19 protein-coding genes are annotated in these 21556 nt (G+C 73.3%); 11 read left to right on the forward strand and 8 right to left on the reverse strand.

The features are described from left to right. Window positions 1-294 precede the first annotated feature (294 nt). Window positions 295-1239, forward strand: a complete 945-nt coding sequence (locus ABD236_RS13290) for a GlxA family transcriptional regulator (protein WP_344073768.1) — start codon at window positions 295-297, stop codon at window positions 1237-1239. Between the two features lie 44 nt (window positions 1240-1283). Here ABD236_RS13290 and ABD236_RS13295 read toward each other — a convergent pair whose 3' ends face one another. Then, entirely contained in the window at window positions 1284-2120 is an 837-nt protein-coding gene (locus tag ABD236_RS13295; RefSeq protein WP_344073769.1) for a MurR/RpiR family transcriptional regulator, read from the reverse strand. An 84-nt stretch (window positions 2121-2204) separates the two neighbouring features. Here ABD236_RS13295 and thrC point away from each other — a divergent pair, with 84 nt between their 5' ends. Continuing rightward, window positions 2205-3299, forward strand: a complete 1095-nt coding sequence (gene thrC / locus ABD236_RS13300; RefSeq protein WP_344074224.1) for a threonine synthase — start codon at window positions 2205-2207, stop codon at window positions 3297-3299. Window positions 3300-3322: 23 nt separating this feature from the next. Here thrC and ABD236_RS13305 read toward each other — a convergent pair whose 3' ends face one another. After that, entirely contained in the window at window positions 3323-3976 is a 654-nt protein-coding gene (locus ABD236_RS13305; protein ID WP_344074225.1) for an HAD family hydrolase, read from the reverse strand. 92 nt (window positions 3977-4068) lie between these two features. Here ABD236_RS13305 and ABD236_RS13310 point away from each other — a divergent pair, with 92 nt between their 5' ends. After that, complete coding sequence (locus tag ABD236_RS13310) at window positions 4069-4689, forward strand: L-threonylcarbamoyladenylate synthase (RefSeq protein WP_344073770.1); 621 nt, start codon at window positions 4069-4071, stop codon at window positions 4687-4689. 20 nt (window positions 4690-4709) lie between these two features. Here the strand turns inward: ABD236_RS13310 and ABD236_RS13315 are convergent, their stop codons facing one another. From ABD236_RS13315 to ABD236_RS13325, 3 genes are read right to left on the reverse strand one after another with little or no spacing between them, the layout of a single operon-like run. Next, entirely contained in the window at window positions 4710-4982 is a 273-nt protein-coding gene (locus ABD236_RS13315; RefSeq protein ID WP_344073771.1) for a DUF6225 family protein, read from the reverse strand. Next, the gene (locus ABD236_RS13320; RefSeq protein WP_344073772.1) at window positions 4975-5613 is read right to left on the reverse strand and encodes a superoxide dismutase family protein; all 639 of its coding nucleotides are present in this window, start codon (window positions 5611-5613) and stop codon (window positions 4975-4977) included. The genes ABD236_RS13315 and ABD236_RS13320 overlap by 8 nt, the downstream gene beginning before the upstream one ends. A 12-nt stretch (window positions 5614-5625) precedes the next feature. Next, the gene (locus ABD236_RS13325; RefSeq protein ID WP_344073774.1) at window positions 5626-7410 is read right to left on the reverse strand and encodes a reprolysin-like metallopeptidase; all 1785 of its coding nucleotides are present in this window, start codon (window positions 7408-7410) and stop codon (window positions 5626-5628) included. Between the two features lie 287 nt (window positions 7411-7697). On the opposite strand from ABD236_RS13325, the gene ABD236_RS13330 reads away from it, so the two are divergent. From ABD236_RS13330 to ABD236_RS13355, 6 genes are all read left to right on the forward strand, one after another. Next, the gene (locus ABD236_RS13330; RefSeq protein WP_344073775.1) at window positions 7698-7997 is read left to right on the forward strand and encodes a hypothetical protein; all 300 of its coding nucleotides are present in this window, start codon (window positions 7698-7700) and stop codon (window positions 7995-7997) included. A gap of 70 nt (window positions 7998-8067) precedes the next feature. Then, window positions 8068-10050 (forward strand): outer membrane protein assembly factor BamB family protein, encoded by a 1983-nt coding sequence (locus ABD236_RS13335; RefSeq protein WP_344073776.1) that lies wholly within the window; start codon window positions 8068-8070, stop codon window positions 10048-10050. 127 nt (window positions 10051-10177) lie between these two features. Then, window positions 10178-11926 carry a glycosyltransferase family 2 protein gene (locus ABD236_RS13340; RefSeq protein ID WP_344073777.1) on the forward strand — a complete coding sequence of 583 codons (1749 nt, stop codon included), beginning with the start codon at window positions 10178-10180 and terminating at the stop codon, window positions 11924-11926. Continuing rightward, complete coding sequence (locus ABD236_RS13345) at window positions 11923-13029, forward strand: glycoside hydrolase family 26 protein (RefSeq protein ID WP_344073779.1); 1107 nt, start codon at window positions 11923-11925, stop codon at window positions 13027-13029. Before ABD236_RS13340 ends, ABD236_RS13345 begins: the two co-directional genes overlap by 4 nt. Before the next feature lie 136 nt (window positions 13030-13165). Next, window positions 13166-14089 (forward strand): NADP-dependent oxidoreductase, encoded by a 924-nt coding sequence (locus tag ABD236_RS13350; protein WP_344073780.1) that lies wholly within the window; start codon window positions 13166-13168, stop codon window positions 14087-14089. A 35-nt stretch (window positions 14090-14124) separates the two neighbouring features. Further along, entirely contained in the window at window positions 14125-15063 is a 939-nt protein-coding gene (locus tag ABD236_RS13355; protein WP_344073781.1) for an AraC family transcriptional regulator, read from the forward strand. 10 nt (window positions 15064-15073) lie between these two features. Here ABD236_RS13355 and ABD236_RS13360 read toward each other — a convergent pair whose 3' ends face one another. Beyond that, on the reverse strand, window positions 15074-16018 hold the full coding sequence (locus ABD236_RS13360; RefSeq protein WP_344073782.1) for an oxidoreductase: 945 nt from the start codon (window positions 16016-16018) through the stop codon (window positions 15074-15076). A gap of 80 nt (window positions 16019-16098) precedes the next feature. Here ABD236_RS13360 and ABD236_RS13365 point away from each other — a divergent pair, with 80 nt between their 5' ends. Both ABD236_RS13365 and ABD236_RS13370 read left to right on the forward strand, forming a co-directional pair. Next, window positions 16099-16713 carry a TetR family transcriptional regulator gene (locus tag ABD236_RS13365; protein ID WP_344073783.1) on the forward strand — a complete coding sequence of 205 codons (615 nt, stop codon included), beginning with the start codon at window positions 16099-16101 and terminating at the stop codon, window positions 16711-16713. 153 nt (window positions 16714-16866) lie between these two features. After that, complete coding sequence (locus ABD236_RS13370; RefSeq protein ID WP_344073784.1) at window positions 16867-17529, forward strand: peptidylprolyl isomerase; 663 nt, start codon at window positions 16867-16869, stop codon at window positions 17527-17529. 21 nt (window positions 17530-17550) lie between these two features. Here ABD236_RS13370 and ABD236_RS13375 read toward each other — a convergent pair whose 3' ends face one another. Both ABD236_RS13375 and fusA read right to left on the reverse strand, forming a co-directional pair. Further along, window positions 17551-18783 carry an epoxide hydrolase family protein gene (locus ABD236_RS13375; RefSeq protein WP_344073785.1) on the reverse strand — a complete coding sequence of 411 codons (1233 nt, stop codon included), beginning with the start codon at window positions 18781-18783 and terminating at the stop codon, window positions 17551-17553. 210 nt (window positions 18784-18993) lie between these two features. Continuing rightward, window positions 18994-21075, reverse strand: a complete 2082-nt coding sequence (gene fusA, locus ABD236_RS13380) for an elongation factor G (protein ID WP_344073786.1) — start codon at window positions 21073-21075, stop codon at window positions 18994-18996. Window positions 21076-21556 lie beyond the last annotated feature (481 nt).

The following is a 21556-nucleotide window of genomic DNA, read 5'->3' on the forward strand; positions in this document are numbered from 1 at the left end:
TGCCTAGGTGAACGGAAACTGGTCGGGAGTCACCGCGGCAAGGCGAGACCGTGTGCTCGCCGCCTGCGGGATCGTGCGGTGTACAGGGGATTCCCCGTGCCCCTGACACCTGGAGGCGCGTCGAGAACTGACGCGCGGTCACGATGATGGGACATCGGCGCGCGAATCGCAAAGTTGGCCGCACATCCACCGGTCTTCCTGGCCGAAAACAACGATTCTTGCGCCAATAGCAGTTGAGAGTGCAACTATCGAAGGCGGCGAAGCCGGATCTGGGCACTCTTCTAAGGTGGAGTCATGCACACCGTGGCCGTCCTCGCCCTCGACGGGGTCATCCCCTTCGACCTGTCCACGCCGATCGACGTGTTCCGGCGCACCCGGCTGCCCGACGGCCGTTGCGCCTACCGCGTCCGGGTGTGCTCACCCGTCGAGGAGGTGGACGCCGGGGCGTTCACGCTGCGCGCCCCCTGGCGCCTGGACGCGCTGGCCGAGGCGGACACGGTGGTGGTGCCGGGCTGCGCCGACCCCGTCGCCCCGGTCCCGGACGAGGCACTCGACGCGCTGCGGCGGGCCGCCGCCCGGGGCGCCCGGATCGCCTCCATCTGCACGGGCGCCTTCGTGCTCGCCGCCACCGGCCTCCTGGACGGCCGGCGGGCCACCACGCACTGGGCCGCCGCCGCGCTGCTGGCCGAGCGCCACCCCGCCGTCGACGTCGACCCGGCCGTGCTCTACGTCGACAACGGCCGGGTGCTCACCTCGGCGGGCGCCGCCGCCGGTCTCGATCTGTGCCTGCACATGATCCGCCGCGATCTGGGCTCGGCGGTGGCGGCCGACGCGGCACGGCTGTCGGTGATGCCGCTGGAACGCGAGGGCGGGCAGGCCCAGTTCATCGTCCCCGAGCATCCGCCCGCCCCGCGCGGCTCGACGATGGAGCCGCTGCTGCGCTGGATGGAAGAGAACGCGGGCGAGGACCTCACCCTCGACGACCTCGCCGCGCGCGCCGGGATGAGCGCGCGCACCCTGCACCGGCGCTTTCGCGAGCAGACCGGCACCTCGCCGCTCCAGTGGCTGCACCTGGCGCGGATCCGCCGGGCCCAGCACCTCCTGGAGACCACCGCCCACCCCGTGGACCGCATCGCCCGCCAGGTCGGCTTCGGCTCCCCCACCGCCTTCCGGGACCGCTTCAAGCGCCTGACCGGCACCAGCCCGCACGCCTACCGACGCAGCTTCCAGCGGGTCTGACCGGCCGGACGCCGCCGCAGCACAGCCGACCGTCCGCGCCCCGGTCAGTCCTGGCCCAGCTCCGCCGTCAGCGCGTCGAGGTTCTCCAGTCGCCCGGGCGACTCGGTGAGCAGCGGGACGGTCGCGACCAGGATCAGCTCGGTCACCGCGATCTCGTGGGTGAGCGGCGCGATGGGGCCCGCCGCGTCCCGGGGCAGCCGCAGGAGCACCTCGGCCTGGGCGGCCAGCGGGGACTCCCAGGCGTCGGTGACCAGCACGAGCCGCGCGCCCCGCGCCCGGGCCGCGCGGACGAAGCGCGCGGTGGTGTCGCTGTAGCGGCGGAAGTCGTACGCGACGACCAGGTCGCCCGGGCCCAGGTCCAGCAGCACCCGGGCCCGCTCGGCCGCCCCGTCCGGCACCCGGCGCACCCCCGGGCGCAGGCTGGCCAGCTGGCGGACCAGGTAGTCGGCGGCGAGTTCGCTCAGCGGGCCGCCCATGCCCCACACCCCGCGCGCCTGGGAGAGCAGCGCGGCGATCCGGCCGAGCAGCGGTTCGCCGGCCGCGGCGACGGTGGCGTCGAGTCCGGCCCTGAGCTGCTCGGCGGCCCGGCGCGGGCCGTCGGGGGCGGTGGCGACGAACTCGCGCAGCCGGGAGCGGTCGTGCTCGCGGCCCTCGGCCCGTACCGCGGCCTGGAAGTCGGCGAAGCCGGACCAGCCGAGCCGGGCGAAGAGCCGGGAGGCGGTCGGCGGGCTGACCTTCGCCCGGTCCGCGAGGGAGCGCAGCGAGCCCAGCGCGGCGAAGGGGTAGTCGTCGAGCAGGACGCGCACGATGGCCTGCTCCCCGCGCGGCAGCTCCGGATAGACCGCCCCGAGCCGGGCCGCCACCTCGTCGTCGTTCGCCATGCCACTCCCCCGCCGCCGTCGCCGATGAAGAAACGATTGTTACGCAACCTCTAAAAATCTCGGGTTAGAGTAACGTTCGTGACTATAGACGAGCGCTCCTCCGCAAGCACCGCCGTACGGACCCGGCCCTGGCGCGGCCTCATCGACGGCTACCGCTCCTGGCTGCCCGTCACGGACGCCACACCCGTCGTCTCGCTGCACGAGGGCAACACCCCGCTCGTCCCGGCCACCCATCTGTCAGCGCTCACCGGCTGCGACGTCTGGCTGAAGGTGGAGGGTGCCAACCCCACCGGCTCGTTCAAGGACCGGGGGATGACGGTCGCGGTCAGCAAGGCCGTGGAGGCGGGCGCCCGCACGGTGGTGTGCGCCTCGACCGGCAACACCAGCGCCTCGGCCGCCGCCTACGCGGCCCGCGCCGGCATCACCGCCGCCGTCCTGGTCCCCCGGGGCCACATCGCGCTCGGAAAGCTCGCCCAGGCGGTCCGCTACGGCGCCGAGATCGTCGAGGTGACCGGCTCCTTCGACGACTGTCTGCGCATCGCCCGCGAGCTGGCCGAGCACCACCCGGTCGCCCTGGTGAACTCGGTCAACGACCACCGTCTGGCGGGCCAGCAGACCGTCGCCTTCGAGATCGTGGACGCGCTGGGCGACGCGCCGGACCTCCACTGCCTGCCGGTCGGCAACGCCGGGAACATCACGGCCCTGTGGCGCGGCTACCAGGCGTACGGCACCGCCGGTCTCACCACCCGCGCGCCCCGGCTGTGGGGCTTCCAGGCGGCGGGCGCGGCCCCGCTGGTGCACGGCGAGGTGGTGGCCGCGCCGGAGACGGTGGCCACCGCGATCCGTATCGGCAACCCCGCCTCCTGGGCGGGCGCGATCGCGGCGCGCGACGGCTCCGACGGGCTGATCGGCGCCGTCACCGACGAGCAGATCCTCGACGCGTACCGGCTCGTCGCCCGCCACGAGGGCGTCTTCGTCGAGCCCGCCTCGGCGGCCGGTGTCGCCGGTCTGCTGGCCGAGCACCGCGCGGGCCGCCTCGACGCCGGACAGCGCGTGGTGGTCACGGTCACCGGCAACGGCCTCAAGGACCCGGACGCCTCGATGCGCGGTGGCTACGAGTCCACCACGTCCTCGGCCCGCACGGCCGATGTGGCCCAGGCCCTGCGCCTGACCGTCTGACAGCCGCGCGGGGGCGGGCCCGTTCAGCGGGCCGCGCCCACTTCGGCCACGAACGCGAGGATCGCCGGTCCCGCCTCCGCCAGGTTGGTGAAGTGACGGTGCACACCCTCCACCGCCACCGGGGCGTTCACGCCCCACACCGTCATCCCGGCCCGCAGCCCGGACAGCACTCCCGACGGCGCGTCCTCGACCACCAGGCAGTCCTCGGGCCGGGCGCCGAACCGCTCGGCCGCGAGCAGATAGGGCACCGGTGACGGCTTGCCCCGCGCCACCGCGGCGGCGTCCACCAGGACCTCGGGCACCGGCAGCCCGGTCCGGGCGAACCGTCCGCGCACCCGGTGCTCGTAGTTGGACGTCACCAGCCCCCAGGACCCGGCCGGGAGCGCGGACAGCAGCTCCGCCGCCCCGGCGAACGCGTCGTACACCCCGGAGCGGACGTCCTCGTCCTCCAGCTCGTGCAGCGCGGCCAGACACTCGTGCGGGTCGCGCTCCGGGGCCACCTGCGCGAACGTCTCCAGCGGACGGGTCCGCAGCGCCACCCGGTACACCTCGTCGCCGTCCAGTCCGTACCGCCGCGCCCACGCGCGCCACACCCGGCGCTGGTTCTCGACGGCGTCGATCAGCGTGCCGTCGACGTCGAAGAGGACGCGCCTGCCGACGGGATCCGCGTTGTCCATGAGAGTGCTGGTCACACCGTGATCATTGCACCACTCCGACGAGTGAACGGCCGCCCCCGGCCCGCTCGCGGCCCGGCCCGTAGACTCGGCGGATGGCGAAGTACTTCGACGTGCACCCCGACAACCCGCAGCGGCGCACCATCAGCAGCGTGACCGACAGCATCCGCTCCGGAGCGCTCGTGGCGTATCCGACGGACTCCTGCTACGCCCTGGGATGCCAGCTCGGCAACCGTGACGGCATCGACCGGATCCGGGCGATCCGACAGCTCGACGACCGTCACCACTTCACCCTGGTGTGCGAGAACTTCGCGCAGCTCGGCCAGTTCGTCCAGATCGACAACGACGTCTTCCGCACCATCAAGTCGGCGACCCCCGGCAGTTACACCTTCATCCTGCCCGCCACCAGGGAGGTGCCGCGCCAGCTGCTGCACCCCAAGAAGAAGACCGTCGGGGTGCGCATCCCGGACCACACCGTGGCCCAGGCCCTGCTCGCCGACCTGGGTGAGCCGCTGCTCTCCAGCACCCTGCTGCTGCCCGACGAGGCCGAGCCGATGACCCAGGGGTGGGAGATCAAGGAGCGCCTCGACCACGTGGTGGACGCCGTGATCGACTCGGGCGACTGCGGCACCGAGCCGACCACCGTCATCGACTTCTCCGGCGGCGAGGTCGAGATCGTCCGCCGCGGGGCGGGCGACACCTCCCGCTTCGAGTAGCGCGGGTCCGGCGGCCCCGGTCAGTCCAGGTCGTAGTGGTACTGGCCGGCCTTGAAGTCCGCGAAGAGGGTGTACTCCACGTCGGCGTGCGGAGCGCCGGGCGCGACGGGCCCGGCGTCGTCCTTCTCCACCGGCTCCAGGTTGACCAGCGCGTACTCGGAGTACCCGGCGAAGTCGCCCGGCCCGTCCGCGACACCGACGTGGATGGGGGTGTCGTCCGGCAGCCCCTGGAGGGCCTCGCGCAGACGCGCCGCGGTCCACACCCGGGGGTTGTGCTCAAAGGTGTCAGTCATGCAGCGAGGCTAGCGGCGGCCAGGGGCGCGGCCACGACACCGCGCCGAAAACGGGCGCGAAGCGCACGCTGACACACGCGACCCGCGCGCCCGCCGTGCCCGCGCGCCCCGCGTCGGTGGCGGTGGCCTGCTCGTGGAAGACCAGCGAGCGCGCCTCGTCCGGCCGGATCTGCCAGGCGACCTGCGTGGCGGACTTCCCGGCGCCCGTGGCGTCGGTGGTCAGGTCGAGCCAGACCTCGTTGGCGGGGTTGGCGTACACGGGGTCGGTGGACGGCTGCCGGGGGTCGGGCACGTTCTGGTAGTGGGCGCCCGAGTCGTCGGGGTTGGCGCCGCACGGCAGCCGGTGCGCATGGACACCGTAGGTGTGGCCGGGCAGGGCGCCCTCGAGGCTCAGCTCGAACTGGGAGGCGCCGGCGTTCGCGGACCGCTCCTTGAAGGTGACCTTCGCGCCCAGCGGCATCTTGGCCTGGTCGTAGGTCACCGCCCGGGGCAGGCCGGGACCCGTGGCCGCGTCGAAGCCGGTGATCACCCCCGCCTCCAGGCTGTCGGCCGCCGCCGCGGGCTGGGCGGCGAAGGAGAAGGAGAGCGCGGCCGCGGCCGAGGCGGCGCCGATGGCGTGTCCGATGCGCATGGGGAGGTCCGTTCAGTCGGTGGGGGTGAGGGCGGCGGACGCGGTCGGCGCGCCGTTCGCCACCGGGGCGATGGGTACGGCCGCGGCGCTCGGCCGGGCGGGCTGGGTGGCGGCCGGGGGCACGGTGGTGGTCGTCGCCGGGAGCCGGGCCAAGGTGGCCGCCGCCCCGATGAACCTCGCCGTCACGAGGTGGTCGCCGTCCATGGTGACGGCCAGCTCGTTCGCCCGGGTGGGCTGGATCCTGCCGTCCACCGCCCAGTAGTCGAGCTTGAAACCGGCTTTGGCCGCGGCGGTCACGGTGACCTGGTCGCCCTTGTCGAAGAGTCCGCTCTGGGCGACCGCGACCGTGCCGCGGTCCGGGGTGTCGGGGGCGGCGGCGAGGGCGTACCGGGCCGCCGGACCCGAAGCGCCAGCAGGCGTACGGTAGTTGGCGAGCACGGGCCCGGTGAGGTTCATGACGCGTACGCAGTCGGCGGGGCCGGGCTGCCCCAGCGGCACACCCCGGGGCGCGTTCCCGTACGTCTGGCGGGGGTTGGAGAACCACAGCTTCGTCTCACACCGGGCCGCGTCGGCGCACGCCATGGTGTATCCCATGATGTCCGTCCAGGTGCGGTCGGCGGGCAGATACCCGTGGTTGTCGGGGTAGTACGGGTTGAGGTTGCCGCTGCGGTAGTTGGGGTCGCTGCGGTCGACCGGGTCGGTCAGATAGTCGTGGTTGAGGCCGAAGTTGTGGCCGATCTCGTGCGCCAGGTGATAGGTGCCGAGCGTGTCGACCTGCTGGGCCCCGAACGCCTCGCCGTCGCTGCGGTACGAGGCGCTGGCGCCGGGGACGATCCGGGGCAGCGCCGGGGTGTTGCCGGCTCCGGCGGTGTAGACGGTGCCGGGCTGGGGGGTGAACTGGGTGAGCACGTGCAGCAGGTCCGCGCCCTGCTCGTCGCGGCGGCGGCGCGCGTCGGTGGCGAACGCGCCGGAGTAGCGCGGGCTCTCGGGGTCCGACAGCGCGCTGGTCATGCCGAAGGGGTCGCCGTCGTCACCGGCCCACTCCTTGGTCGTGAAGGTGCCGAGGAGGTTGAGCCGGGCGGTGACGGTGCTGTCGGCGTAGGCGGCGTTGGTCCCGGCGACCGCGGCCTTCACCTTCAGGTCGAGCGCCGCCACCCCGCCCTGGGTGTTGCGGACGGTCTGCGGGGTGTAGCCGATGAGCAGGTCGATGACGGGCGCGGTGACGGCGGCGCGCGGCCGCGGCTTCGGTTCGGATGCCGGGTGGGGCGTCGGACGCGGCGCCGGCTGGGCGAGGTGTACGGAGAGGGGCCCGCGCGGCGCCCCGACCCGGACGGCGTCGTCGTGCGGGTGCCCCGCTCCGGCGAAGGGCAGCTCGCGCACGGTGGAGGCGCCCGGCCGGTCGGCGTCGATCACATACCGCCTGCTGCCCAGATGCACCTCGCCGGCCACGCGCGGCACGCCCTGTCCGCACGCCCCGTCCACGGCGAGGGTGACGGGCCGGTCGGGGCGGTCCGCCAGGTGTCCGGTCCACAGCACCGTGCCCTGCCGGTCCCGGGTGATGCGCGAGGCGACCGCCTCCACCGGCGCGTCGTCGAAGAACCGGAGGGCGCGGCGGTCCGGGGCCGCGCCCCGGCGGGGACCGCACAGCGAACGGAAGGACCCCTCGGCCCACTCCACCTGGCTGAGCCGCGCCGCCCCGGGCGTGGGACCCTCGGCCGCGGCCGTCACGGCGGGCAGCGCCGGGGTCAGGACGGCGGCGGCGAGCACACCGTGGAACAGACGTCGGGGACGGGGCACGGCGTTCTCCTGGAGAGGTTGTCGGTCGGCACCACCCAGGCTCGCGCCCGGCCGAGCCCTTGGCGCGCCGACAGCCGCTGGACGGGTGGCCGCCGGTCCGGGTGGCGCCAAGGCAGCCACCCGTCCGGGTGATGGCCGGACGGGCGGCCCCGGGGGCGTGCGGCTCCCCCGTGTGCTCCCGCACGCTGCCGCACGCCCTCGGACAAGGTGTCCAGAACCCGACCCCCACGGCGAGAATTGCCCCGCCCGGCCCAAGAGGCGGGCGAGACCGGGAGAAGGGGTAAGTGATGGCGGTTGTCCTGTCGCTGAGCTGGGCCGGGGTCACCCCCGAGCAGTACGACGCGGTGCGTGACGCCGTGGGCTGGGAGGAGCAGGCGCCCGACGGCGGCTGTCTGCACGTGGCGTGGTTCGACTCGGGCGCCCTGCACGTCACCGATGTCTGGGAGTCCCAGGAGGACTTCGAGCGGTTCTTCGCCGAACGGCTCGCGCCCGCCGTCGAGAAGATCGGCATCGTGGGGCAGCCGGACACCCAACTTCTGCCGCTGCACCGGCGGTTCGTGATGCCGGGGGTGAGCGGCGCGGCCTGACCGGCGCTACGCTTTCCGGCGAGCGACGTGGTGACGTCCTGGATGCGACCCGGGGGGCGCCTTGGAGGCGTTGGAGCCTGACGACCCGGCCGCCGTGGGGCCGTACCGCCTGGTCGCACGGCTGGGCAGCGGTGGCATGGGCCGGGTCTACCTCGGGTACTCCCCCAGCGGCCGCAAGGTCGCGATCAAGGTCATCCGGCCGGAGTACGTCCAGGACCCGGCCTTCCGGCAGCGGTTCGCCCGTGAGGTGATCGCCTCCCGCGCGGTGAGCGGCTTCTACACGGCCGGGGTGGTCGACGCCGACCCGGAGGGGCCCCGGCCGTGGCTGGCCACGGCGTACATCGCGGGCCCCTCCCTCCAGCGGGCGGTGCAGAAGAGCGGCCCGTTCCCCGAGCGGTCGGTCAGGGCGCTGGGCGCGGCGCTGGTGGAGGCGCTCACCGCGATCCACGGCGCGTCCCTGGTCCACCGGGACCTCAAGCCCGCCAATGTGCTGCTCGCCCAGGACGGGCCGCGCGTCATCGACTTCGGGATCTCGCGGCTCTGCGAGCACACCGGGCTCACCCTGACCGGCACCACGATCGGCTCCCCGGGCTATATGTCGCCCGAGCAGATCCAGGGCCTGCGGGTCGAGCCGCCGTCCGACGTCTTCTCGCTCGGTTCGGTCCTCGCCTACGCGGCGACGGGCAGCAGCCCGTTCGGGGAGGCCTCGGTGCCGGCGCTGCTGTACCGGGTGGTGAACGAGCAGCCCGATCTCCAGGCGGTGCCCACGGGGCTGCGCGACCTGATCGCGTGGTGTCTGGCGAAGGGGGCCGCCGACCGCCCGGAGCTGCCGGCCCTGCTGCACGCCCTGACCGGCGGGCGGCCGCCGGGCGAGCTGCTCGCGCCGGGCTGGCTGCCCGAGCCCTGGCAGGGCGAGGAGACGGAACCCGCTCTTCCGGACGCGCCGACCTCGACGTTCGGGCCGCCCGTCCCCGTACCGCCGTCGCCCGAGCAGCCGCCCACCCGGGCGGTGGGCCGTCGGCGCGTGCTGTACTCGGCGGTCGGCGCCCTGGTCGCGGGCGGCGCGGCGGCGGCCGGCTGGGCGCTCTCGCGGGGCGGTGGCCCGTCCGGCGCGGGCTCGACGCGCTGGCGCTTCGCGACCACCGGCACGGTCCTGTCGTACCCCCGGATCGCCGGTGACCTGGTCTACGCGGCGAGCAACGACGGCACGCTGTACGCGCTCGGCGCGGCGGACGGGAGCCGTCGTTGGGCGTACACGACCGGCGCGGCCATCGGCTCCGCGCCCGCCGTGCTGGGCGGCGCTGTCTATCTCGGGAGCGACGACCGCGTCCTCTACTCCTTCGACGCCCGCTCGGGCGCGGTCCGCTGGCGGTACACGACGCAGGGCATCGTCCACACCCCGGTGGTCACCGGGGGTGTCGTCTACGTCGGCAGCGCCGACCACCGGCTGTACGCGGTGGACGCGGCCTCCGGCGAGCGCCGCTGGGCGTTCACCGCCGGAAACGACACCCACTCCCCCGCCGTGTCCGGTGAGTCGGTGTACGTGGGCAGCAGCGACACACGTCTGTACGCGGTGGAGGCGGCCACCGGCGCCAGACGGTGGTCCTTCACCACGCGCGGCGCCGTCTCCGGCATCCCGGCCGTGGCGAACGGCCTGGTCCACTTCGCCAGCACCGACGGGAGCCTGTACGCGGTGGACGCGGGCAGCGGTCGGCAGGTCTGGCGCTTCGAGGGCGCGTCGGTCGGCGCCGGGCCCGCGATCGCGCGGGGTCTCGTGTACGCGGGAGGCGGCAAGCAACTGCACGCCCTGGAGGCGGCCACCGGGAAGACGGTCTGGACGTTCATGGCCGCGGGCGATGTGCACACCCCCGCGGTGGCGGGCGCGGTGGTGTACGTGGGAAGCGACGACAGCAGGCTCTACGCGCTGGACTCCGCGACGGGCCACGAGCTCTGGAGCCATCTCGCCCCGGCTCCGGTGCACGCCCCGGCCGTCGCCCAGGACACGGTGTACTTCGGCTGCGACGACAGCGCGCTGTACGCCGTACGCCTCTGACGCGCGCCCGAACACCCGACCACGACCGAGAGGCGGGAACCGGACAGCGGACGGCGGCTGTCCTACTCACCGCACGTAGCGGCCATTTCACGCCAGAGTGATGTCTGTCGGTCAGCGAGGGGGGGACATGTCCAGAAATCCATCCCGGCTGGACCTGCGCGCCGAGAAGAGGAAGCGCCGCAACGCCGCGGCCGTCACGGCCTACCGGCGCGCGGCCCGGGGCTGCGGTCCGCTGGCCAACCCGCGCCGCAAGGTGGGGTACCTCTCCGTGCTGCGCACGGGTGACCGGATCTCGCTCACGGCGCTGGTCACCGCGACCGCGCTGGCCGACGTCGTCTTCATCGCCTGGCTGCTGCTGCCCGAGCATGTGCCGGGCCCCGGCGTGACGGGTCTGGGCGGCTGGGGGCTGTGTCTGGCCCGGATCGGGTTCTGCCTGGTCATCGCGGTGGAGGCGATCAAGGTCGTCCAGGCGGTGGCGATCTGGGTGTTCGCCTTCCGGGCGCGCGACCCCATCCCCATGACCCCGCCCGCGCGGCTGCGGGTCGCCATGCTGACGACGATCGTGCCCGCCAAGGAGCCCCTCGCCGTCGTACAGCGCACCCTGCGGGCCATGCTGGAGGTGGAGCGCTGGGGGTGCGCGGTGGACGTGTGGATCCTCGACGAGGGCGACGACCCGACGGTCCGTCAGATGGCCGCGCGCCTGGGCGTCCACCACTTCAGCCGCAAGGGCCGCCCCGAGTACAACCAGCCGTCGGGCCCCTTCCGCGCCCGTACCAAGTCCGGCAACCACAACGCCTGGCGCGCCGAGCACGAGGGCCGCTACGACGTGGTCGCCCAGATGGACCCCGACCATGTGCCGCTGCCGTGCTTCCTGGAGCGCACCCTGGGCTACTTCCACGACCCCGACACCGCGTTCGTGGTCGCCCCCCAGGTGTACGGCAACGCGTACGACAACTGGGTGGCGCACGGCGCCTCCGTACAGCAGTACCTGTTCAGCAGCATCGTCGAGCGCGGCGGCAACGGCCTGGACGCCCCGCTGCTCATCGGCACCAACCATCTCTACCGGGTGGGCGCCTGGCGGCAGATCGGCGGCTACCAGGACTCGATCATCGAGGACCATCTGACGAGCATGCGGGTGCACGGCACGGTCAACCCCGCCACGGGCAACGGCTGGAAGGGCGTCTACACCCCGGACGTGGTGGCCGTCGGCGAGGGCCCCACGACCTGGACCGACTACTTCAACCAGCAGAAGCGCTGGGCGTACGGCATCTGGGAGATCAAGCTCAACCACGGGCTGCGCCACGGCATCCGGCTGCGGCCCCGCCAGCGGCTGCTGTACGACCTGGTGCAGTTCTACTACCCGAGCATCGCGGTGAACCTGGCGCTCGGCACCCTCGCCACCGCCCTGTACATGCTGCTCGGGGTCTCCTCCATCCAACTGCCGGGCCTGCCCTGGTTCCTGCTGTGGTCGGCCGGCATGGCCGGGTCGTTCGGGCTGTGGCTGTGGCTGCGCCGGTTCCACCTGGCCGAGCACGAGCGGCGGGAGATCGGCACGGCGGGGATCCTGCTCACGCTGTTCGCCGGGCCCGTGTACATCGCCGCCGCGGTGAACGCGCTGCTGCGCCGCCCGCTCGCGTACGTCGTCACCGCCAAGGGCGAGCTGCGCAGCGCCGAGTCGCCGCGCACCTTCCGGCTGCATCTGCTGTGGGCGCTGCTGGCCGGCGGCCTCCTGGCCGCCTCCTTCCTGCACCACCACGACTACACGGGCATGCGGGTCTGGACGCTGCTGTGCCTGGCGGCCGGTTCGGCGCCGCCGCTGCTCGCCCTGGCCGAGGGGCTCTCCACGCGGCTGCGCACGGCGAGGGCCGAACAGTGAGGATCACCGCGCCCCGGGTACTCGCCCTGCTCTGCGCCGTCGTGCTGTGCTGGTACACCTTCCAGGTGGCCCCGGACCTCGCCGACCGGGGCCGCCGGGCGGCGGCCGCCCGCGCCGACGCCGTACTGCCGCCGACCACCCGGCTGCCCGGCGCCGAGAGCTCCGCGCCTCCCGCCACCCCCTTCCCCGCCGCCGGAAAGGCGTTCCTGGGTGTCTTCACCTCCCAGGGCACCCATGACTTCACGGAGGCCGCCGACTTCACCCGCCAGACCGGGCACCGGCCACAGGTCTTCGAGTTCTCGGCGGACTGGGCCCACGACCGCTTCGACGCGGCGGCGGTCGACGAGGTGGCCAAGCGCGGCATGCTGCCCATGGTCGCCTGGGAGCCGTGGGACCACCGCGAGGAGGCGAAGGAGCCGAGGCTGCGCGGCGAACAGCCCGACTACCGGCTGTCGCGGATCGTCGACGGGGACTTCGACGCGTACGTACGCTCCTGGGCGCGGGGCATCGCGAAGCTCGGCTACCCGGTGGCCATCCGGTTCGCCCATGAGATGAACGGCTACTGGTACCCGTGGTGCGAGCAGTCCAACGGCAACAACCGCGGGGAGTACGTCCAGGCGTGGCGCCACGTCCACCAGATCTTCGACGCGGCGGGCGCGCACAACGCGGTGTGGGTGTGGAGCCCCAACATCAGCTACGCCAACTCCACCCCGCTCAAGCGGCTCTACCCCGGCGACGCCTACGTGGACTGGGTGGGTCTGTCCGGCTACTACGGCACCGTGGGCAAGGAGAACTACCAGTCCTTCGACGCCCTGTTCACCCCGTCCCTGCGCGAGCTGCGCCGCTTCACACGCGAGCCACTGGTCATCACCGAGGTGGGTGCCACCGACGCGGCCGGGCGCAAGGCCGAGTGGATCACCGGGATGTTCCGGGCGCTGCCGCGCCACCGCGACATCATCGGCGTCGTCTGGTACCAGGCGGTCAAGGAGATCGACTGGCGGGTGGGCACTTCGTCCGCCGCCTCGGCCGCGTTCACGGCGGGCGCCTCGGCGAGCCGCTACCAGCAGCGGTGGCAGCCGGGCGCGCCGCCACGGCTACGGTGACCGGCAGCCACACCGAGAGCATCCGTCGGCGAGACGCTGGGACATATAAGTGAGACGGAAGACTATTCTCCGGCTCGTTCGATCTTCCTAGAGTGAAGGACATCAAGCAAGAGAACACCACTCAGGGAGCGTTACCGTGCGCGCAGTCATCCAGAAGTCCGTCGGCGGCCCCGAGGTCCTGGAGGTCGTCGAGACCGAGCGGCCCACCCCGCGGGCCGGGGAGATCCTCGTCAAGGTCCACGCCATGGCCATCAACCCGGTGGACGTGGCCGTCAGGGCCGGTGCCTTCCCGCTGCTCGGCGAGCCGCCGTTCGGGGTGGGCTGGGACGTCTCCGGCGTAGTCGAGGAGGTCGGCCCCGGCGCCGGGTTCGCGGTGGGCGACGAGGTGTACGGGATGCCACTGTTCCCCCGCGCGGCGGGCGGATACGCCGAGTACGTCGCCGTCCCCGCCGACCACATGGCCCGCAAGCCCGCCTCGCTCGACCACGTACACGCCGCCGCCCTCCCGCTCGCGGCCCTCACCGCCTGGCAGGGCCTGGTGCGCGAGGCGGACGTCAAGGCGGGCGACCGGGTGCTGATCCAGCGTGCGGCGGGCGGTGTCGGGCACTTCGCGGTGCAGATCGCCAAGGCGCGCGGCGCCCATGTGACGGCCCTCGCGAGCGCGGCCCGCCACGACTTCGTCCGCGGCCTCGGCGCCGACGAGGTCATCGACTACCGCACCACCGACTTCACCGAGGCCGTCAAGGACGTCGACGTCCTCCTCGACTCCACGGCCCAGTCCGACCTCTCCGTCGGTGCCGTACGCCCCGGCGGTGTGCTGATCAGCATCCTGGAGCACCACGACCCGGAGGTGGCCGCGCGAATCGAGGCGGCCGGGCGGCGCTTCGCGGGCGTCTCGGTCGTACCGGACGCGGCGGCGCTGGAGGCGATCGCCGAGCTGGTGGACGCGGGCCGGATCCGTCCGTACGTCGAGGAGACCTTCCCGCTGGCGGAGGTCGCCAAGGCGCACGAGCTGGTCGGCTCGGGACGGGTACAGGGCAAGATTGTCCTGACGGTCTGACCGGAGAGGGCCGTGAGGGAGAGGGGCGGGGCCGTATGGACATCCTGACCGAGGCGCTGGCCTCGATGCGCACCGGGCACCCGGCGTCCGTACGGACCAACGGCCGCGCCCCCTGGGGCCTGCGGCTGCCGCCGGTGGCGGGCGCGGGATTCCATGTGGTGCTGTACGGGACGTGCTGGCTGGTCCCGTTGGAGGACGCGCCGGCGCATCTCGAGCCCATTCCGCTGAACCCGGGCGACGTGGTCTTCCTGCGCGACGGGCGGGGCCACATCCTCGCCGACCACCCGTCCACGGTGGCGCAGGAGGCCAGGGCCGAGCCGTGCGGGGGGAGTTCGCCGATCGGGTCGGTCTCGGTCGGCGGCGACGGCCCCGAGACGAGCCTGCTCTGCGGCAACTACCACCTCGACCAGGGCCGCGCGCACCCCTTGGTGCGCCAGCTGCCCGAGGTCGTCCATCTGGAGACGCGGCACGGGCGCCACCCCGAGCTGAGCGCCGCCGTCCAGCTGCTCGGCTCCGAGCTGGAGAACCCGCGGATCGGCTCGCACGGCATCGTGCCCGCTCTGATCGACTCGCTGCTGCTCTACATCCTGCGGGCCTGGCTGGAGGAGCAGCCCGGGGCCGCCGCCCGTGGCTGGGCGGCGGCCCTGGGCGACTCGGCGGTGGCGCCCGCCCTGGCGGCGATCCACGAGGACCCGTCGGCGCAGTGGACGGTGGAGTCGCTGGCCGAGCGGGCCGGGCTGTCGCGGGCCGCGTTCGCCCGGCGGTTCACCGCGCTGGTGGGCGAGCCGCCGATGGCGTATCTGACGCGCTGGCGGATGACGACGGCCGCGCGGCTGCTGCGCGAGTCCGACGCCCCGCTGACCACGGTCGCGGCCCGCACCGGCTACGGCTCGGAGTTCGCCTTCGCCAAGGCCTTCAAGCGCGAGTACGGCCAGGCTCCCGGCGGCTACCGCCGCCAGGCGAGGGCCGCCTGAGCCACGCGACTCAGTCGCGGCGGGCGGCCGGGGCGAACTCGTAGCACACATCGGTGAGTTGCTCCGACACCTCCCACAGGCGGCGCCCGGTCGCGGCCGAGACCGCCTCGGCGGAAAGCTCCACCCGGGTGGGTCCGCCGCGCAGCTCGCCCATGCCGTCCGGCCCGAGGAACTCGCCGCCCCGCACGTCCGGCGCGGTCGCCGCGTACAACTGGGGCAGCGCGCCCTGGTCCGGGCGCTGGGCGAGCGGCGTGAGGAGGCGGCCGAAGAGCAGCTTCACCAGGCCGACGGGCGCGCTCGTCTGGAGGTTGGTGGCTGTGTACCCGGGGTGGGCGAGCACGCTGCGCACCGGGCTGCCGGCCTCGGTCAGCCGCCGGTGGAGCTCGTGCCCGAAGACCGCGTTGGCGAGCTTCGACTGGTCGTAGAACGCCATGGGCGAGTAACCGCGCTCCCCCGCGAGGTCGTCGAACCTCAGCCGCCCCTTGCGGTGGTTGACCGAACTCACCGTCACCACCCGGGGATCGCGCCCGGCCGCCAGCAGGTCGAGCAGCAGGCCGGTGAGGGCGAAGTGGCCGAGGTGGTTGCCGGCGAACTGGAGCTCGTGGCCCTGGGCGCTGAGCGTGCGGGGCGGCGCCATCACCCCGGCGTTGTTGACGAGGACGTCCAGCCGCGCGTGGTCGGCCCGTATCCCCTGGGCGAAGGCCCGCACCGAGTCCAGGTCGGCCAGGTCGAGCCGGCGCACCTCGCAATGCGCGCCCGGCTGTCCGGCGGTGATGTCGGCGGCCGCCCGGTGGCCCTTCGCCACATCCCGTACGGCCAGGATCACGTGCCCGCCCCGGCGAACGAGCGCCCGGGTGGTCGCAAGGCCGAGGCCGCTGTTGGCTCCGGTGACGACGAAGACCCGGTCGGTGAGGTCGGGGATCTGCTCGGTGGTCCAGTGCTGCTTCTGCGTCATATGACATACGCTGCCGCTCGTGTCACTCGGTGTCAAGATGCTGCTGAGTGCCATCCGAGGCATGGGGTTACCATGGCCGGGTGAGCACCCGTACCGAAGGCAGCCTGGCCCAGCGCAAACGTCAGCTCGTCGCGAACGAACTGACCGAAGCCGCCCTCCAACTGCTGGCGACCAAGGGCTTCGACGCGGTCACCATCGACGAGATCGCCACCGAGGCGGGCGTCTCCAAGCGCACGTTCTTCCGGTACTTCGCGTCCAAGGAAGACGTGGTCGTCCAGTTCCTGGCCGGGATGGGCGCCGGGATCCGCGCGGAGCTCGCGACGCGCGCGGCCCGGGAACTCCCCTCCACGGCCCTGCGGCACGCCGTGTCCGTACCGCTCGCCGAGTGCGCCGGGCACGCCGACCGGGCGCTGCGGGTGGTCCAGCTGATCCTCGGCACCCCCGCCCTCAACGCACGCTTCCTGGAGCACCAGGCCCAGTGGCGCGACGACCTCACGGCCGAGCTGGCACAGCGCCTCGGGCTCGACCCGGCCACCGACCTGTATCCGCCACTGGCCGCCGGGATGACGCTGACCGCCTTCGACTCGGTGCTGCGGCGGTGGAGCGCCGGCGACGGCGGCGAGGACCCGGCCGAGCTGATCCGACGGGCCTTCGAGGTGATCGGCCCCGCCCTGGACACGGCGGTACGGAGATAACGGGCCCGCCCATGGGCGGCTCCCGGCCACTCACCGAGGCGATCCCCTCCCACCCCTCGCATGCCACGCACCCCAGCGGGCAGGATGAGGCGGCCATGACACACCCGGCCACGACACACCCGTTCCTGTGTCGATCCGAAAGGGAACCGTCTCGTGCTCCGTAAGCCGTACGCCCTGCTCGCCGCCGCCGCCCTGCTGCCCCTCGGCGCCGCGACGCAGGCCGCAGCCGCCGCCCCGGCCGCCCCCGCTCCCGCGACCGCCTGCACCTACACGCCGGCCGTGCCCGCGGACAACTTCAAGGGGATCCCGGTCTTCGACCCGGTGAAGGCCGCCAAGCCGTACAGCGCCACCCTGCGCACCGGCCAGGGCGCCATCACCTTCCGGGCGCTGACGGACAAGGCCCCGTGCACCACGTACTCCTTCAAGTTCCTCGCCCAGCGCGACTACTTCGACCGCTCGCACTGCCACCGGCTCACCACGGCCCGTATCTTCGTGTTGCAGTGCGGCGACCCGACGGGCACCGGGAGCGGCGGCCCCGGCTACTCCTTCCCCGACGAGAACCTCACCGGCGCCACCTACCCGGCCGGTACGGTCGCCATGGCCAACGCCGGGCCGAACACCAACGGCAGCCAGTTCTTCTTCGTCTGGAAGGACACCAAACTCTCCCCGGCCTACACGCCGTTCGGAAAGGTCACGGCCGGTCTGGACGTCCTGCAGAAGATCGCGGCGGGCGGCGAGGACGACCAGAACGGGCCCGGTGACGGGTTCCCGACCCTGCCGGTGAACATCAAGCGCGTACAGATCAAGAACCGCTAGCCGCCGGACCCGCCGGGAGCCTCAGCGGCGGCCGCGGAACGTGCGGCGCAGGTCCTCGACCCATGCGTCGGGGACCTCCCACGGGATGAAGTGGCCGCCGCTGTCGTGAGCGGTGAGGTTGACGTGGTGGTACCAGCCGGCCCGGTCGCTGCCCAGCCAGCTCTGGACGCGCTGCTCGGCGGTGGTGACACCGGGCGGGTTCTCATGGCCGACAAAGGTGATGCCGGTGGGCGCCTCGATCACCGGCCGGCGGTCGTGGGAGGGCGTCCACGGATAGCGGTTGGCGTTGGCGTAGTAGCGCATCGAGGTGCCGATGGCGTTGTTCACCCAGAAGATGGTGGTGTGGGTGAGGAGTTCGTCCTTGGAGAAGACGCTCTCCACGTCGCCGTGGCTGTCGCTCCAGGTGGCCCACCGCTCCAGGATCCACGCGAGCAGCCCCACCGGCGAGTCGGAGAGCCCGTACGCGAGGGTGGCGGGCGCGAGGAGCTGCGCGGCCAGATGGACGGCGAACCGCCGCTCCAGCGACAGGAACCGCGCCCGGTCGGGCCCGGACAGCCCCTCGGGGATCGGCCTGCCTCCACTCAGGTCCCAGGCCCGGTCCCCGTTGAAGAAGTCGAGCCGCAGACCGGAGCCGATGTGGATGCCGAGGAGCTCGTCGGCGTACTTGTGACCGAGCTGGCCGGTGACGAGCGCGCCGACGTCACACCCTCCGGCGGCGTACTTCTCGTACCCGAGGGTGTCGGTCATCAGGGTGTGCCAGAGGTCGGCCACCTTCCAGAAGTTCATGTCGGGGTGGTCCGGCAGCGGGGCGGAGAAGCCGAAGCCGGGCAGCGAGGGGACGATGACGTCGAAGGCGTCGGCCGCGTCACCGCCGAAGGCGGCCGGGTCCGCGAGCGGGTCGACCACCTTGGACCAGTGCCAGAAGGTCCACGGCCAGCCGTGTGTGAGGATCAGCGGCGTCGGGTCGGGACCGGCGCCCGGCCTGCGCATGAAGTGGACCGGAACGCCGTCGACCCGCACCCGGTAGTGCTCATAGGCGTTGATCGCGGCCTCGGCCTTGCGCCAGTCGAAGTGGTGGAGCCAGTGGTCGGCGAGCTCCTGGAGGTAGGCGCGGCCGACGCCGTAGAACCAGTCGTCGTTGCCCACGTCGTCGGGCCAACGGGTCAGCCGCAGCCGCGCCTTGAGGTCGTCGAGGACGGCGTCCGGGACATGGAGGGGCGCGGGTTCCAGCGGGAAGGGCTCGGTGGCTGCCATGGGGGTTCCTTCCGGGTGGTGGGGCGCGGCGGGCGGGTCGGCGCTCGGCATCGATGAGCGCGGCCGTCCGCGCCGACGGCTCGTTCACTGTACGAGGCGGGGGAACGGCCCCGCCCGGTGCGGGCGGGGCCGTTGGTGTGGTGCCGGTGCCTGTCGTCGCGTTCGCGTCGGCGCCCCAGGCCCTGGGACTCCTCGGCGAGTCCCGTCCGGCTAGCGGGGCAGCAGGGTGTCCGTCACCCCGGCCGGAACCGGGGCGTAGCCCGTGGGTCGCGTGGTGAAGGTGCCACGGCCCTGGGTGCGGCCGCGCAGCCGGGACGCGTAGCCGAACAGCTCGGCCAGCGGCACGGTCGCGGTGACCACGGCGGTGCCCGCCCGGGCGGCCGACCCCGAGACCCGGCCGCGCCGGGCCGCCAGGTCACCGAGGACCGCGCCGACCGCGCTGTCCGGCACCGTGACGGTGACCTCGATGACCGGTTCGAGCAGCGCCATCGTGCTCGTCCGCAGGGCCTCGCGCAGCGCGAGGCGGCCCGCCGTACGGAACGCCATCTCCGAGGAGTCCTTGGAGTGGGTGGCGCCGTCCGTCAGCGTGACCCGCAGCCCGGTCACCGGGTGGCCGCCGAGCGGACCCGCGGCCAGCGCGTCCCGGCACCCGGCCTCGACCGCGCGGACGTACTCCTGCGGCACCCGGCCGCCGGTGACGGTCGAGCGGAACACGAAACCCTGGTCGCCGTCCTCCTCGAGCGGCTCCACATCCAGCACCACATGGGCGAACTGCCCTGCTCCTCCTTCCTGTTTGACGTGTCGGTACAGCAGTCCGGACACCCCTCGGGCGACCGTCTCGCGATAGGCGACCTGGGGCCGCCCGACGCTCAGTTCGAGGCTCTGGGCGCGGCGGATCTTCTCCACCGCGACCTCCAGGTGCAGCTCACCCATGCCGGACAGCACCGTCTGCCCGGTCTCGGCGTCCGTCCGCACGGTCAACGAGGGGTCCTCCTCGGCCAGTTGGGCCAGCGCCGAGGCCAGCTTGTCGGTGTCGAGGCTCCTGCGGGCCTCGACCGCCACCGACACGACCGGTGCCGCGGTGGTCGGCGGCTCGAAGACCACCGGCGCGTCGGGAGCGCACAGGGTGGCGCCGGCGCGGGCGGACTTGGGTCCGATCACGGCGACGATGTCCCCGGCGACCGCCCGGTCCAGCTCGGTGTTCCGGTCCGCCTGTACGCGCAGGATCCGCCCGACGCGCTCGGTGCGCCCGGCCGTGGCGTCCAGCACGGTGTCCCCCTTTCCGACGGTTCCCGCGTACACCCGCACATAGGTGAGACGGCCGGTGGCGGTCGCGGTCACCTTGAAGACCAGCCCGGCGAAGGGCGCGGCCGGGTCGGCGGGCCGCTCCCGCACCTCCCCGTCCAGCGTGCCCCGTACCGGCGGCACGTCCAGCGGCGACGGCAGACAGGCCACCACGGCGTCGAGCAGCGGCTCGATCCCCCGGTTGCGGTACGCCGAGCCACACAGCACCACGACGCCCTCGCCGCCCTGCGTGAGATCGCGCAGCGCCGACGCCAGGGTGGCATCGCGCAGCCCCTCCCCGGCGCAGAACTCCTCCAGCGCGCCCGGGTGGAGCTCCGCCACCGACTCCTCCAGGAGTCGGCGCCGCCGCAGCGCCTCCTCGCGCAGGCCGTCCGGGACCGGGTCCTCCTGGTGCGCCTCGCCGCCCGCGCCCCAGACGAGCGCGCGCATACGCACCAGGTCCACCACGCCCGTGAACCCGTCCTCCCGGCCGATCGGCAGCTGGACGACGAGCGGCACGGTGTGCAGCCGGTCCCGGATCGACGCGACCGCCGTGTCCAGGTCGGCCCCGGCCCGGTCCATCTTGTTCACGAACGCGATCCGCGGCACCCGGTACCGGTCGGCCTGGCGCCACACCGACTCGCTCTGCGGCTCGACGCCCGCGACCGCGTCGAACACGGCGACGGCGCCGTCCAGCACGCGCAGCGAGCGCTCCACCTCGTCGGCGAAGTCGACATGGCCGGGTGTGTCGATGAGGTTGATCCGATGGCCGTCCCAGTCGCAGCTCACGGCCGCGGCGAAGATGGTGATGCCGCGGTCGCGCTCCTGCGGGTCGAAGTCGGTGACGGTGGTGCCGTCATGGACCTCGCCGCGTTTGTGGGTGGCGCCGGTCGCGTACAGGACGCGTTCGGTGACGGTGGTCTTGCCCGCGTCGACGTGGGCGAGGATGCCCAGATTGCGTACGACGGCGAGGGGACGGGTGAGGTGGGGTCGAAGGTTGGTGCGCACGGCCCGAGGCCTTTCAGGATGGGGCGAAAAAAGGGGCAGCGCGATTCCCGGACGAGTGGAACGTGCCTGGATGCGGGCAGGGGTGCCCGGACCGTCCGCGGGTTCCGTACGGCGCATGGCTCAGGCGCATGGCTCAGGCGCATGGCTCAGGCGCATGGCTCAGGCGCATGGCTCGCCGCAGGACTGCGGAACGGGCAGAGGTCAGGAGTTCGTCGCGGGCGTCCGGTGGCGGCCGCGCAGCCGTCACCGGGAAGAGGTGGACACCAGGATCACGTCGTACCGCGACGGGAGAACGACGACAGCGGGGTGCTCGCCCATGCCGCGCTCCTCTCAACCGGTCCACTGAACGGCCAGGGGTTCCGTGGCCGCCGCGGTGTGAGTGTAGGGGGCGGGCCGAGTTGGCGGCACCGGATTATTCGGGAGGCCAGGGCACCTCGCCGTGGCCCGACTTCGCCGTACACGGACACACCGCGTGGGGCGG

This window comes from Streptomyces crystallinus, from assembly GCF_039521265.1.
Classification (GTDB): Bacteria; Actinomycetota; Actinomycetes; order Streptomycetales; family Streptomycetaceae; genus Streptomyces; species Streptomyces crystallinus.